The 14433-nt window shown below is 63.7% G+C and carries 12 protein-coding genes; 6 read left to right on the top strand and 6 right to left on the bottom strand.

Annotated elements, in window-relative coordinates; all coding sequences use genetic code 11:
* Nucleotides 1-11: 11 nt before the first annotated feature.
* From DX905_RS03870 to DX905_RS03860, 3 genes are read right to left on the bottom strand one after another with little or no spacing between them, the layout of a single operon-like run.
* Nucleotides 12-893: an alpha/beta hydrolase gene (locus tag DX905_RS03870; protein ID WP_240320710.1), complete on the bottom strand. Its 882-nt coding sequence runs from the start codon at nt 891-893 to the stop codon at nt 12-14.
* On the bottom strand, nt 890-4351 hold the full coding sequence (gene mfd, locus DX905_RS03865) for a transcription-repair coupling factor (RefSeq protein ID WP_116090181.1): 3462 nt from the start codon (nt 4349-4351) through the stop codon (nt 890-892). The genes DX905_RS03870 and mfd overlap by 4 nt, the downstream gene beginning before the upstream one ends.
* Nucleotides 4352-4618 (bottom strand): FAD assembly factor SdhE, encoded by a 267-nt coding sequence (locus DX905_RS03860; RefSeq protein WP_116090180.1) that lies wholly within the window; start codon nt 4616-4618, stop codon nt 4352-4354.
* A 73-nt stretch (nt 4619-4691) separates the two neighbouring features.
* Here DX905_RS03860 and recG point away from each other — a divergent pair, with 73 nt between their 5' ends.
* Both recG and DX905_RS03850 read left to right on the top strand, forming a co-directional pair.
* Nucleotides 4692-6755 (top strand): ATP-dependent DNA helicase RecG, encoded by a 2064-nt coding sequence (gene recG / locus DX905_RS03855; protein ID WP_116090179.1) that lies wholly within the window; start codon nt 4692-4694, stop codon nt 6753-6755.
* A gap of 48 nt (nt 6756-6803) precedes the next feature.
* Complete coding sequence (locus DX905_RS03850) at nt 6804-7373, top strand: hypothetical protein (protein WP_116090178.1); 570 nt, start codon at nt 6804-6806, stop codon at nt 7371-7373.
* Nucleotide 7374: 1 nt separating this feature from the next.
* Here DX905_RS03850 and DX905_RS03845 read toward each other — a convergent pair whose 3' ends face one another.
* Together DX905_RS03845 and tyrS are read right to left on the bottom strand one after the other, a co-directional pair.
* Nucleotides 7375-8079, bottom strand: a complete 705-nt coding sequence (locus DX905_RS03845; protein ID WP_116090177.1) for a TylF/MycF/NovP-related O-methyltransferase — start codon at nt 8077-8079, stop codon at nt 7375-7377.
* Between the two features lie 124 nt (nt 8080-8203).
* Nucleotides 8204-9436, bottom strand: coding sequence for a tyrosine--tRNA ligase (gene tyrS, locus DX905_RS03840; protein WP_116092305.1), 1233 nt, complete (start codon nt 9434-9436; stop codon nt 8204-8206).
* Nucleotides 9437-9592: 156 nt separating this feature from the next.
* Here tyrS and DX905_RS03835 point away from each other — a divergent pair, with 156 nt between their 5' ends.
* Genes DX905_RS03835 through DX905_RS03820 form a run of 4 tightly spaced genes read left to right on the top strand, consistent with a single transcriptional unit; the run spans nt 9593 to nt 12252 of the window.
* Nucleotides 9593-10114: a DOMON-like domain-containing protein gene (locus DX905_RS03835; protein WP_240320709.1), complete on the top strand. Its 522-nt coding sequence runs from the start codon at nt 9593-9595 to the stop codon at nt 10112-10114.
* Nucleotides 10115-10118: 4 nt separating this feature from the next.
* Nucleotides 10119-11318 carry an exo-beta-N-acetylmuramidase NamZ family protein gene (locus tag DX905_RS03830; protein ID WP_116090176.1) on the top strand — a complete coding sequence of 400 codons (1200 nt, stop codon included), beginning with the start codon at nt 10119-10121 and terminating at the stop codon, nt 11316-11318.
* Between the two features lie 21 nt (nt 11319-11339).
* Nucleotides 11340-11669, top strand: a complete 330-nt coding sequence (locus DX905_RS03825; protein ID WP_205412186.1) for a hypothetical protein — start codon at nt 11340-11342, stop codon at nt 11667-11669.
* 4 nt (nt 11670-11673) lie between these two features.
* Entirely contained in the window at nt 11674-12252 is a 579-nt protein-coding gene (locus DX905_RS03820; protein WP_116090174.1) for a TMEM175 family protein, read from the top strand.
* A 117-nt stretch (nt 12253-12369) separates the two neighbouring features.
* On the opposite strand, the gene rpoD is transcribed toward DX905_RS03820, so the two are convergent.
* Complete coding sequence (gene rpoD, locus DX905_RS03815) at nt 12370-14415, bottom strand: RNA polymerase sigma factor RpoD (protein ID WP_116090173.1); 2046 nt, start codon at nt 14413-14415, stop codon at nt 12370-12372.
* Nucleotides 14416-14433: the final 18 nt, after the last annotated feature.

Below are 14433 nucleotides of genomic sequence, written 5' to 3'. Positions count from 1 at the left end.
AGACATAATGGTCAGCGACTGTGGTCGGCGAAGCCCGCCTCAATCCGCTTAACCGCCGCCGCCCAACTCTTGGTTTCCGGGCTGATCAATTCGACATGGCCTTCATTGGCAATAGTGATGCGAGCCGCCTTCCTCTTCGCTGCATATGCGGCGGCGAAGGCAGGTGGAGCGATGCGATCCAGCGTGCCGTTGATGAGTGTGATTGGGATGGCCGGATCGGGCAGGCGTGCGGGCGACGTGTCGGCAAAGACATCCGGCCGCGCCGGCGTGGGTTGGCCGGCCAGCTTGAGCACGGGTTCGGTATCGCACGTATTTCCCGGCGCAATGGTCGCCGCTTCGAGATCGGGCAGGCCGCCGAGGCTGATAGCGGCTGCCAGCCTTATCGGGCGGGCGGCGTAAAGCTGGGTCGATTTGGGAAGCGATCGTCTCGCGCCCAGCCACAGGGCAAGATGGCCACCGGCGGAATGGCCGATGACGACGATGTTGCGCATCCTGAGACGATAGGTTGCGGCATGCGCCGTAAGCGCATCCGCCGCCCGCGCGACGTCCAGGAACGTGCCTGGATAGCCGCCGCCGGGGCGGTCGACACCGCGATATTCGATATTCCAGACGGCGATCCCGCGCGTGCGCAGATCGTCCGCGATCCAGTTCATGATATCCGCCTTGGCCACCTCGGTCTGCCAGCAGCCGCCATGGACCATCAGCACCACCGGATGCACGCCCCGGCCCTTCGGCAGCCATAGATCGACATGCTGGAGCGGGTCCGCGCCATAAGCGATGGTGGCATCAGCCTTCGGCTGTGGCCGCGAAAGCAGATCGGACCAGGCCATCGGCTTCGCCGCCGCCGCTCCTGCCAGGAGGAAAGCGAAGGGGAGCAAACGCCGATGCATCATGCCAGTATCTTCGCCAGTCCCTTGGACAGTTGCAAGGCGCCATGAAGCTGCGCGGCAGTGTCGGGCCAGTTGCGCGTGATGACGAGCTTGCTGTCCGGCCGCAGCTTGGCGGTACCCTTCAGCCGATCGACGTAGGCCAGGAGCCCCGGCAGATCGGGGAACTGGTTTTCGAAGAAGGTGACGAGCGCCCCCTTCGGCCCGACGTCGAGCTTGGCGACGCGGGCCTTTTTCGCGTTGAGCTTGGTCTCGAGGATCGACAGCAGGTTTGCGGTTGCCTCGGGCAGCGGCCCGAAGCGGTCGATCATCTCCGCGGCGAAGCTTTCGATCCCGCCCTTGTCCTCGATCTCGTTCATGCGGCGGTAGAGGCCCATCCGCAGATCGAGGTCGGGCACATAATCCTCGGGGATCATGATCGGCGCATCGACGCTGATCTGGGGGGAGAATTCGCGGCTGCGCATGGCCTGCGCCATCCCGCCCGCCTTGGCCTCCAGGATCGCGTCCTCCAGCATCGACTGGTAGAGCTCGAAGCCGACTTCCTTGATATGGCCGGACTGCTCGTCACCGAGCAGATTGCCGGCGCCGCGAATGTCGAGATCGTGGCTGGCAAGCTGGAAGCCCGCACCCAATGTATCGAGATTCTGCAGGATGTGCAGGCGCTTCTCCGCCGTCTCGGTGATCTGGCGGTTGGGCGGGGTGGTGAGATAGGCATAAGCCCGCGTCTTGGCGCGTCCGACGCGACCGCGCAGCTGGTAGAGCTGCGCCAGCCCGAAGCGATCGGCGCGGTGGATGATCAACGTATTGGCGCTGGGGATGTCGAGCCCGCTTTCGACGATGGTCGTAGAGACGAGCACGTCAAACTTGCCCTCGTAAAAGTCGCTCATGCGCTCTTCGACCTGGGTCGCGGCCATCTGGCCGTGGGCGACGACGTAGCGGACTTCGGGTACCTCCTTGCGCAGGAATTCCTCGATGTCGGGCAGATCCTTGATGCGCGGTGCCACGAAGAAGCTGCGCCCGCCGCGATAATGTTCGCGCAGCAATGCCTCGCGCAGCACGACCGGATCCCACGGCGCGATATAGGTGCGTACCGCCAAACGATCGACCGGCGGCGTTTGCAGGACCGACAATTCGCGCAGGCCGGACATCGCCATCTGCAAGGTGCGCGGGATCGGCGTGGCGGTGAGGGTGAGAACGTGGACGTCCGCCTTCATGCCCTTGAGCCGTTCCTTGTGGGTGACGCCAAAGCGCTGTTCCTCGTCGACGATGACTAGGCCGAGCCGCTTGAATTCGACGCCTTTGGCGAGCACCGCATGGGTGCCGATCACGATATCGATCTTGCCATCGGCCAAACCCTCTCTGGTTCGTTTGGCCTCGGCGGCTGGAACGAATCTGGATAGGCGGCCGACTTCAATCGGGAAGCCGCGCATTCGCTCTACAAAATTGGTATAATGCTGGCGCGCGAGCAGGGTTGTCGGACAGACCAGCGCAACTTGCATCCCGGCCATCGCCGCAACGAAGGCGGCGCGCAGCGCCACCTCGGTCTTGCCGAAACCGACATCGCCGACGATCAAACGGTCCATCGGCTTGCCCGCCGACAGATCGCCCAGCGTATCGTCGATGGCGCGATCCTGGTCATCCGTCTCTTCGTACGGAAAGCGATCGACGAAGGCGCTGTAGGCGGCATCGGTCTGCGCGACATCGGCGGCGCGCAAGGCGCGCTGCGCGGCGGTGGCAATGAGTTCGCCTGCAATCTCGCGGATGCGCTCCTTCATCCGTGCCTTGCGCGTCTGCCAGGCGACTCCGCCGAGCTTGTCGAGGCTCGCGCCGTCTTCGCTGCCGTAGCGGCTCAGGACTTCCAGATTCTCGACCGGAACGTAGAGCTTGTCGCCACCGGAATAGGACAAGGCAACGCAATCGTGCGGCACCTTGCTGACCGGGATTTGAGTCAGCCCGTCATAGCGACCGATGCCATGATCGGCATGGACCACCAGGTCACCCGGCGAGAGCGTCGCCAATTCGGCGAGGAAGGCGTCGGCGGATTTGCGGCGCTTGGCACGACGGATCAGGCGGTCGCCCAGCATGTCCTGCTCAGTCAGCAGCGCCACTTGAGGGGTGGTGAAGCCATGGTCGAGCGGCAGTACGGTAAGTGCCGTGGTGCCGGGGCGGAAGGCGCTGCCGAGCGCATCCTGCCAGTCATCCGCCAGCATCGCCGCATCGAGGCCATGGTCGCCGAGCAGCCCTTTCAGCCGCTCGCGCGCACCGACCGAATAGCTGGCCAGTACGATCTTGCGCTTTGATCGGGCAAGGTCGCGAATATGCGCGACGACCGCCTCATAGACGTTGGCGTTCTGGGTACGCTCGGGCGTGAAATCGCGCGGACCATCCACACCGAAGTCGATCACTCGCGCGCTTTCCGGCTCGTGATAGGGCGTCGTGAGATGGATCGGGCGATCGACAAGGGTTTCGGCCCATTGCTCGCGCGGGAGATACAGCGCTTCGGGCTCGATCGGGCGATAGCTGCCGGGGTCGCTGGCGCGGGCACGCACCCGATTATCGTAATAGTCGGCAATCGCGTCGAACCGGGCCATGGCCGCGCCATCGGCGCCGCTGTCGCGAACGATGAGATCATCCGGCGAGAGGTGATCAAACAGCGTAGACAGCCGTTCCTCAATCAGCGGCAGCCAATGCTCCATGCCGGCCAACCGGCGCCCTTCGGACAAGGCCTGGTAGAGCGGGTCGCTGGTAGCGGTAGCGCCGAACTTCTCACGATAACGCGACCGAAAGCGCTTGATACCTTCGGCGTCGAGCAAGGCTTCGGACGCGGGCAGCAGGGTGAAGCCGTCGATCGACGCGATCGTCCGCTGATCCTCGGCGGCGAATTGGCGAACCGTTTCGATCTCGTCACCGAAGAAATCGAGGCGAAGCGCCAGCGCTTCTCCGGCGGGGAAAAGGTCGACCAGCCCGCCGCGCACGGCATATTCGCCGGCTTCGTGGACAGTGTCGGTACGCTGGTAGCCATTGGCCTGGAGCAGTTCGGCCAAGGCATCGCGATCGATGCGCTCACCCGGCGCGAGGGTCGCCGACAGCTGACGCAGGCGGAAGGGCGTGAGCGTGCGTTGCGTCGCGGCGTTCACAGTCGTGACGAGCAACTGCGGCTTGTCGGTCTTGCGCTGGAGGGCGTGCAGCCCCGCGAGGCGTTCGGACGTGGCGCGCAGCGAGGGGGAGGCGCGGTCATAAGGCAGGCAATCCCACGCGGGGAAAGTCACGACATCCAGCTCGGGCGCAAAATAACGGGCATTGTCGGCGAGCGCGCGCATGGCGGCCTCGTCAGGCGCCACGAATACGGCCCGGCCTTTCGCGGCGCGCGCGAGATCCGCCATCATCCACGGCAGGAAACCAGCAGGCGCACCCGCCAGCGTCAGCGCCTCACTAGCTTTCAGAATATGTTGAAGATCAGCCACTTACTTCTCGATCGGAATATAGTCGAGCAGCCGCATCCGCTCCATCATCGGCCCATGCCAGTTATTGGGGATAGGGATCGTGCCGATCGCCCAGCCCATGATGTCGACATCTTCCTCGTCCATCAGCGCTTCGAACCAAGCGATCTCGGCGTCGGACCAGCTGTCGGCGCAGGTGTCGAAGAAGCCGCCGACCATCAGATCAGCTTCCTTGGTGCCGCGATGCCAGGCGCGGAAGCGCAGGCGTTTGAGGCGGATGTCGCGGTCCATGGAGCTCCAAATGGAAATGCCGGCTGCCGCTTTGCGGCGCCGGTGAAGGGGGGCTATTGGGCCTTATCTAATCATGCGCCCAGATATTCTCAATCCGCTGTTCACCGAAGTCGAGGCGCTGAAAGGCGTCGGGCCCACGCTCGCCAAACCGCTGGCGCGGCTCGGCCTGGCACGCGCGATCGATTTGCTGTTCCACCTGCCAACGGGGTGGGTTGATCGCAAGGCGGTCAATGAACTGGATGAAGGCGATGTCGGCCAGATCGTCACCGTCACGCTCACGCCTAGCGAATATCGCATGGGCGGCAGCCCGCGCGCGCCATCCCGCGTCGTGGCACTCGACCCGGCCGGCAATGCGGTCAGCCTGGTCTTCTTCGGCAGCGGCTCGGGCTACGCCACGAAACTGCTCCCGCTCGGCGAGCCGCGCGCCATCTCCGGCAAGCTCGATCGCTACGATCAATGGCTGCAGATCGTCCATCCCGAGGTGATGACCGCCGAGGAAGCCAAAGGGCTGCCGGCGCGCGAGGCAGTCTACGCGCTGTCGGAAGGTCTCACCAACAAGCGGCTCGCCGCTTTGGTGGCGCAGGCGGTTGCCCGCGCGCCGGTGCTTCCCGAATGGATCGAGCCGAGCCTGCTCGCCAAACATGGCTGGCCGAGCTGGGCGGAGGCGATCGCCCGCATTCATGCCGATCCGGCCGACGGCAAGGCGCGGGAGCGGCTGGCCTATGACGAATTGTTCGCAAACCAGCTTGCGCTGATGCTGGTGCGGGCATCTTCGCGCGCAAGGCGCGGGCTCCCGCTTCAGGGCGACGGGCGCCTGCGCGCTGCCCTGAAGCTCCCTTACAGGCCCACCGGCGCCCAGACGCGCACCGTCGCCGAAATTGAGGGCGATATGGCGCAGTCGGCGCCGATGCTGCGCCTGCTGCAGGGCGACGTCGGCGCGGGCAAGACCCTCGTCGCGCTGATGGCTTTGCTGATCGCGGTGGAGGCCGGCGCGCAGGGAGCCTTGCTCGCGCCGACCGAAATCCTCGCACGGCAGCATTATGACAATCTGTCGCGCCTGCTTGCGGGGGTGCCGGTCAATGTGGCCGTTCTTACCGGGCGTGACAAAGGGCGCACCCGCGAATCGACGCTCATGGGGCTTGCCGACGGATCGATCCACATCCTCGTCGGCACCCACGCCATTTTCCAGGAAAGCGTGAGCTACAAGAAGCTCGGCCTCGCGGTCGTCGATGAGCAGCATCGCTTCGGCGTCGCCCAGCGCATGCTGTTGACGCAGAAAGCTGAACGGCCGCCGCACCTGCTGGCGATGACCGCGACGCCGATCCCGCGCACGCTCACGCTCAGCCAATATGGCGAGATGGATGCTAGCCAGCTGGACGAAATGCCCCCCGGCCGCCAGCCGATCGAGACGCGCGTCATATCCGACGACCGGCTGATCGAGGTGGTGGACGGGGTCGCGCGGCATCTCGCTGCCGGCCAGCAGGCCTATTGGGTCTGCCCGCTGGTCGAGGATAGCGAGGTCAGCGACCTTGCCGCCGCCGAAAGTCGCGCGGCGGCGTTGAGCTCACGGTTCGGCGGCGGGGTCGGACTGATTCACGGACGCATGAAGGGACCGGAAAAGGATGCCGTGATGGCGGCCTTCCAGCGCGGCGAACTCGGCCTGCTGGTGGCGACTACCGTTATTGAGGTCGGCGTCGATGTGCCGAATGCGACCTTGATGGTGATCGAGCATGCCGACCGCTTCGGCCTCGCCCAGCTGCATCAGCTGCGTGGGCGGGTCGGGCGCGGGGAGGGGCGCTCGATTTGTCTGTTGCTGCGCACCGCCGGCGGGCTGAGCGAAACCGCGCGCGCACGGCTGGCGCTGCTGCGGGAAACCAATGACGGCTTCCGTATCGCCGAGGAAGATTTGCGTCTGCGTGGTGCCGGCGAAATATTGGGTACGCGCCAGTCCGGCGAGGCGGCGTTCAAGCTCGCCACGCCGGAGCATAGCGCGGCGCTTATCGAGAGTGCCACGCAGGATGCGCGGCTGCTGGTCGACCGCGACGGCGGGCTGGCAGGCCCGCGCGGGCAGGCGGCCCGAACCGCGCTCTATCTGTTCGAGCGCGATGCGGCGGTCGCACTGATCCGGTCAGGGTGATCCTTCTGGGCAATTCCACCCGGGCCAATTTCACTCTAGGTCGCTGGCATGCTGGGAAAGATCGCGTTTACGCTCCTGCTACTTCTCTGGCCGGCGGCTGTATCCGCCAAGGTCACGCTCACCTTTTATTCGCGCGAACTCGGCGTCTATTTCCCCCATGCCTTCGTGCGGATCACCGGCGCGACCGACGCCGAGCCCCAGAAGCTGCTCGACGACAATTACGGTTTCACGGCCAAGGTTGTGACGCCGGCTTTGCTGGTTGGGGCGGTGCCGGGAAAGATGATGGCGGCGCCAAAGCCGTATGTCGCGCGCAGCGACTCCCACCTTTCGCTGACACTCACCGACGAACAATATTCGGCCGTGCTGGCGACTGTGCAGAAATGGCGCGACCTGCCCCAGCCGTCCTACGATTTGAAGACACGCAATTGCGTCTTCTTCGTCGGCGATGTTGCCCGCACGCTGGGCATGCGTGTCGATGACGGCGAACCGCGGCTGATGACGCGCCCGCGATCCTATATCATCAACCTCATCCGCCTAAATCCGGGCGTCGGAACGCTTACTCCTGGCGGCCGCGCTGAGCGCGCGCTGGCAACCCCGGCGGACAGCCCCAAGCCTTGAATTAGGCCAGCAAGCGCTTCCACCAGGGCTTTGCGACCTCCGCGGTCTTCACGATGACGGCATGACCGTTGAGATTGTGCAGAGCAACGGTTCCGGGCTGCGCCATCCGTTCATTCACCAGCCGGGTGATGCCACTACATGTATCGAAGCCGTAATCGTCATAAACGACGATCCCGCCGACCGGCATCCGCGGCCAAACCCACTCGAGCACGTCACGCGCGGAATCATAGACGTCAACGTCGATATGGCACAGCGAGAATTGCCGATCCGCCACGCGGCCGGCAGTGTCGTCGGGAAAAATGCCCGTAAGAAGTTCGACGTTGGCAAGGCCCATCATATTGGCGAGGCCCTGAACGATTTCGGCCGACGTGTCGGCATGCTCGCCGCCGACATAGATGCTGTCCTTGCCGCCAGCCTTCACGACCCCGGCGAACGTGTCGCACAGAAAAACCTTCGCGGGCGATCCCAACAGTTGCGCGCGGCGCGCCATCAAGCAGCCGGTGCCGCCGCGCCAAACGCCGACCTCAATGATGTCGCCGGGAAGCTTCGTTGCCTGCTCAACCAGCTGCCATAATTCAAAGCAGCGGAGGTGATCGACCATGGTATTATGGGCGACCTGCGCCAGCGTCGTCTGGAAATCCGGATCCACCAGCCACGGGGCGTAGGTGGCATTGGGATAGGACTTTTCGTAACCAAGCTCGCTCATGGCCGCTTGCTGGTACGCCGCTGATTTCAATGCAAGTTAGAATCACCCAAACCGGCGTAGATTGGTTTTAAATCACGGCTGCCCGCTGCGGCTGGAAGCGGATGTCTGCTCACGCCGCCGAGGCTCAGCTCCGTTGCAGCAGGCCATGACGCTTCTTGCCAAGGCTCAATTTGACTGGTCCGTTTTCATCCAGAACGATCTCATAACGCTCGTCGGTGACAGTGACGTCGTTGAGCCGCACCGCACCCTCGGCGATCTTACGCCGCGCCTCACCGTTGGAAGCGGCAAAGCCGAGCACAGTCAGTGCGGTAATGATGCCGATGCTGCCTTCGGTCACCTTCAGGGTCGGCAGGCCATGTCCGGCGCCGCCTTGTGCGAATGTCTCCTGGGCAGTGGTCTGGGCCTGCACGGCGGCTTCCCCGCCACGGCAGAGCCTGGTCGCCTCGGTTGCCAGCACAATCTTGGCATGATTGATCTCCGCGCCCTGGAGTTTTTCCAATCGGGCAATTTCGTCGAGCGGGAGGTCGGTGAAAAGGCGCAGGAATTTGCCGACATCGCCATCGTGCGTGTTCCGCCAGAATTGCCAATAATCGTACGCCGGCAGTTGATCCTCGTTCAGCCATACCGCACCTGCGGCGGTCTTGCCCATCTTGGCGCCGTCGGCGGTCGTGATCAGCGGCGTGGTGAGGCCGTAAAGCTCGGCCCCATCGATGCGACGGCCAAGCTCAATGCCGTTGACGATATTGCCCCATTGGTCCGATCCACCCATCTGCAGGCGGCACGACACGCGGCGCGAAAGCTCCAGGAAATCATAGGCCTGCAGGATCATGTAGTTGAATTCGAGGAAGGTCAGCGGCTGTTCGCGCTCGAGCCGCAGCTTGACGCTGTCGAAGGCGAGCATGCGGTTGATCGTGAAATGCTGGCCCACGTCGCGCAGGAACGGGATATATTCCAGGGCATCGAGCCACTCGGCATTGTCGACGAGGATGGCATCGGTTGGGCCATCGCCGAATTTGAGGAAGCGTTCGAACACGCGCCGGATCGAGGCGATATTGCCGGCGATCGCATCGTCGGTGAGCAGCCGCCGGCTCTCGTCCTTGCCCGACGGATCGCCGACCTTGGTGGTGCCGCCGCCCATCACCACGATTGGCTTGTGGCCGGCCTGCTGCAGGCGCCGTAGCATCATGATCTGCACCATCGAGCCGACATGGAGCGAGAGCGCGGTCGCATCGAAGCCGATATAAGCGGGGACGATCTGCTTCGCTGCGAGCGCATCGAGCGCCGCCGCATCGGTCACCTGGTGGATATAACCGCGTTCGGACAATACGCGAAGGAGAGTGGACTGGTATTCGCTCATGATGATGGCGCTTAGCATAGTCGGGTGTGGATGCGAGGCTGAACTCCGCCGCCTTTGCAAGCGTGGCGAAGCTATCGGATCCGCAAGCTAGGGAGCTGGATTGCTTCGTCGCTACGCTCCTCGCAATGACTGCCGACATCGCGCTAAGGCGTTCCCATGCTGAAATGTTCGCTAAGTCTGCATCCCGATAGCCGCTCCCCCGTGGAGAGTATTGAGATCGCCGTCCTGCGCGACGCATCTGGCCCGCTGCTGCTGACCTACCATCTTTTTGGTGCCCTCAATCGTGTGATCTTCCCACCAGCCCGGCCATCTCTACGCACCGACGAGCTGTGGAAGCATAGCTGCGTGGAGGCCTTCCTCGCGGCGGGAAGCGGCTATTACGAGCTGAACTTCTCTCCCTCGTCTCAATGGGCAGCCTATCGCTTCGATAGCTATCGGACGGGAATGCAGGATCTGCGCATGCCAACTCCGCTGGTTAGTTGGAAACTGGAAGGGGAGCGCGCGGAACTCGCTGTGAGGGTAGAGCTGCCACTCGACGTAAGCGGCTCGCTCGGCCTGTCGGCAGTGATCGAAGATATAGAGGGCAAAAGGTCCTTCTGGGCGCTGGCGCATTCGCCCGGGCCGCCGGATTTCCATAACGCCGCTTGCTTCGCCGCCGAACTGCCGCCAGCAGGCTGAGATTATGGACTTCGGTATCGATCGGCTGCTCGCCGACCCTTCTCTCCTCGCCCAGCTCAAGGGACAGCGCGTCGCCCTGCTCGCCCATCCCGCTTCCGTCACCGCCGACCTCGCCCACTCGCTGGACGCGCTGATCGCCGCCGGCGTGAACGTCACCGCAGCGTTCGGCCCACAACATGGCCTGCGCGGCGACAAGCAGGACAATATGGAGGAGTCGCCCGACTTCACCGATCCGGTGCACGGCATGCCGGTGTTCAGCCTTTACGGTGAAGTGCGCCGACCGACCGGGCAGGCGATGGGAACGTTCGACGTGCTCCTTGTCGACCTGCAGGACGTCGGCTGCCGCATCTACACCTTTATCACGACCTTGCTCTACGTGCTCGAGGCTGCGGCCCGACATGGCAAGGACGTGTGGGTGCTCGATCGGCCTAACCCTGCCGGTCGGCCTGTCGAGGGACTGACGCTACTGCCCGGTTGGGAAAGCTTTGTCGGCGCCGGCCCCATGCCGATGCGCCATGGGCTTACGCTGGGCGAACTTGGCCGCTGGTTCATCGATCGCGGCCGGCTGGATGTAGCTTATCGCGTCATCGCGATGGCCGGCTACGATCCCGATACCGCACCCGGTCACGGCTGGCCGCTGGGGGAGAGACCCTGGATCAACCCAAGTCCCAACGCAGCCAATCTGTGGATGGCGCGCGCATATCCCGGCACCGTTATGCTTGAGGGCACCACCTTGTCGGAAGGTCGCGGTACGACCCGTCCACTGGAATTGTTCGGTGCGCCGGACATCGTCGCGCGGGACGTGATCGCGGAAATGCGCCGTCTCGCGCCCGACTGGCTGGCGGGCTGCGCGTTGCGTGAGATCACGTTCGAGCCGACCTTCCATAAACATGTTCACCGGCTCTGCTCGGGTGTGCATATTCACGCCGAGGGCCGCTGGTACGATCACGAGGCCTTTCGTCCGTGGCGGCTGCAGGCGCTCGCCTTCAAGGCAATCAGGGGCCTGTATCCGGCCTATGAATTATGGCGCGACTTTCCCTACGAATATGCTTTCGGCAAATTGCCGATCGATGTGATCAACGGCGGTCCCGGCTTGCGTGAATGGGTGGACGATCCAGCCGCCGCGCCCGGCGACCTGGACGCCATTGCCGAGCCTGACGAAGAAGCCTGGCGCGTCGAGCGGCAGCCTTACCTGCTCTACTGAGCTCAACGAGAAGGAAGTTGCATGTTCAATCGATCGGTGCGTTTGGCGGGAATGGCCACAGGATCGCTGCTGTTTGCCATCCCGATGTCGGCGCACGCTTCGACCGACGCTGCCTGGGCCGCTTCGGCCAAGGCCGGCCGTGCGGCCTGTATCGCCGCTGCGAACCTGGCCCGGCCGACCGTATCGGCGCCGCTCAACTTCAGCGATCAGGTGGGGCGCGACGCCATGCTGGTTCGAGGCATGTACAAGCAGCGCTTTATGAAGCGCGCGTGGGGAACGATGCTGTGCCTTTACGACCGGCGCACACATCGGGCCGAGGTGGTGGAAGCCAAGGGCTGGACAGCGGGCTGAGCGCATGAAAGCTAACCGGCTGGAGGCGTTTACCGATGGCGTGATCGCGATCATCATTACGATCACGGTGCTGGAGCTGCCGGTGCCGCGCCACGCCGATCTGGCGTCGCTCCGCGCAGAGGCGCCGATCCTGCTCGCTTATGTGCTCAGCTTCGTGAATGTCGGCATCTACTGGAACAACCATCACCACCTGCTTCACGCGACCGACCGCATCGACGGCAGCGTGCTGTGGGCTAACATGTTCATGCTGTTCTGGATGAGCCTGGCGCCGTGGGTAATACGCTGGCTCGATGAGACCAGCTTCGCGGCGATGCCGACCGCGGCGTTCGGGCTGGTCTTCGGCATGACCGCAATCGGCTATTTGTGGACGCAATCGCGGATCATTGCCGTCAACGGCGCGCAATCTGCAGTCGGTCGCGCGGTCGGCTCGGATCTGAAGGGCAAGCTCAGCCTGGCCGCCTATTTTTCTGCGATGTTGCTTGCGTTCGCTGCGCCGTGGATCGCCGGCCTGATTTACGTCGGCATCGCCATCGCCTGGCTGATCCCCGATCGCCGCATCGAGCATGAACTGACACGCAGCTAAAGCTTGCGCCATCGCAAGGCGCGGAATGCGCCGCGGCGATCCGGACCCAAAGCAGTAACGGATTGCTTGGCCCTGATCGCCATGATGATCAGCGGCAAGCCGTCTCCGCCTCCCGACCTATTGGTCGAGGAAGCTCCGCATCTTCCGGCTGCGGCTCGGATGCTTGAGCTTGCGCAGCGCCTTGGCCTCGATCTGGCGAATACGCTCGCGCGTGACCGAGAATTGCTGGCCGACTTCCTCCAGCGTGTGATCCGTGTTCATGCCAATGCCGAAGCGCATGCGCAGCACGCGCTCTTCGCGCGGGGTGAGGCTGGCAAGGACGCGGGTGACCGTTTCCTTGAGGTTGGCCTGGATCGCGGCGTCGACCGGGATCACCGCATTCTTGTCCTCGATGAAGTCGCCGAGATGCGAATCCTCCTCGTCGCCGATCGGCGTCTCGAGGGAGATCGGCTCCTTGGCGATCTTCATCACCTTGCGCACCTTCTCGAGCGGCATGCTCAGGCGCTCGGCCAGTTCTTCCGGGGTCGGCTCGCGGCCGGTCTCGTGCAGGAACTGCCGGCTGGTGCGGACCAGCTTGTTGATCGTCTCGATCATGTGGACGGGGATACGGATCGTGCGCGCCTGATCGGCGATCGAGCGTGTGATCGCCTGACGGATCCACCAGGTGGCGTAGGTGCTGAACTTGTAGCCGCGGCGATATTCGAACTTATCGACTGCCTTCATCAGGCCGATATTGCCCTCCTGGATCAGATCCAGGAACTGCAAGCCGCGATTGGTGTATTTCTTGGCGATGGAGATGACGAGGCGCAGGTTCGCTTCGACCATTTCCTTCTTGGCGATACGGGCCTCGCGCTCGCCCTTCTGCACCATGTTGACGATGCGGCGGAACTCGGGGAGCGACATGCCGGTCGCGGACGCAATTTCCCCGATCTCGGCGCGGATGCGCTCGACCGGATCGGCTTCTTCGGTCGCGAAGGCCGTCCACTTCTTGTCCAGCTTGGCGACCGTCGCCAGCCAGCCTTCCTCGGTTTCATGGCCGATATAACGGTCGAGGAAATCCTTGCGCGGCACCTTGTGACGTTCGGCCAGGCGCAGCATCTGGCCGCCGAGCGCGGTCAGGCGGCGGTTGAACGAATAAAGCTGATCGACGAGATGCTCGATCTTGGCGGCGTGGAATTTCACGCTTTCGACCTGCGCGGTCAGCTCTTCGCGCAGATTTTGATATTTGGTCTCTTCCCCCTTCGGAAAATCATCGCCCATGCCGAGCGCGTTGACGCGCTTGGCCTGCAGCTTGGCGAAGCTCTTATAGAGCGCGGTAATGGCGGCGAACTTCTCCAGCGCCTGCGGCTTGAGCTGCTCCTCCATCTGCGCCAGCGACAAGGTATTGTCCTCATCATCGTCGTCGGACGGGCGGGGCACGCGGCGTTCGGTCAGGCCGTCTTCGTCCTCGTCCGCGGCGGGCGCCTCCTCCGGCTCATCCTCTTCCTTGAACGATGGGCCGGCGCTCTTCTCGCTGATCTCGCCGGTGTCGTCCTCCGCACCCTCGACCTGTTCGGCGGTCGGGCCCTTGGAAACCATCGCATCGAGATCCAGGATCTCGCGAAGCTGCATCGTGCCTTCGTTGAGCTGGGTCGACCAATCAATGATCGCGTTGAACGTGATCGGGCTTTCGCACAGCCCCTGAATCATCGTGTCGCGGCCGGCCTCGATCCGCTTGGCGATCGCGATCTCGCCCTCGCGCGAGAGCAATTCGACCGCGCCCATTTCGCGCAGATACATGCGCACCGGATCGTCGGTACGATCGACCGTTTCCTTCTTGGTCGCGGTGGCGGTGAAGGTCGCAACAGCCTCGTCGCCGGTCGTTTCCTCGACTTCGTCTTCGTCCGCCTGCTGCGGCTGCTCGCCTTCTTCGCCGGCTTCCTCATTCTCGACGACGTTGACGCCCATCTCATTGAGGGCAGCCATGACGTCTTCGATCTGCTCGGAGGCCATCTGGTCCTGCGGCAGCGCTTCGTTGAGCTCGTCATAGGTGATGTAACCGCGCTTCTTGGCGCGCGCGAACACCTTCTTGATCGACGCGTCGTTGAGATCGATCAGGGGCGCATCCCCGCCGTCTCCACCATCGCCGGTTCCGCCCGCCGCTGCCACTGCCGTCTTCGCCATGCTACCTCTTAGACCCCG

Source organism: Sphingomonas crusticola, from assembly GCF_003391115.1.
GTDB lineage: Bacteria > Pseudomonadota > Alphaproteobacteria > Sphingomonadales > Sphingomonadaceae > Sphingomonas_I > Sphingomonas_I crusticola.
Note: the sequence above shows the minus strand (reverse complement) of the source record. Positions and strands in the feature narration are given on the sequence as shown.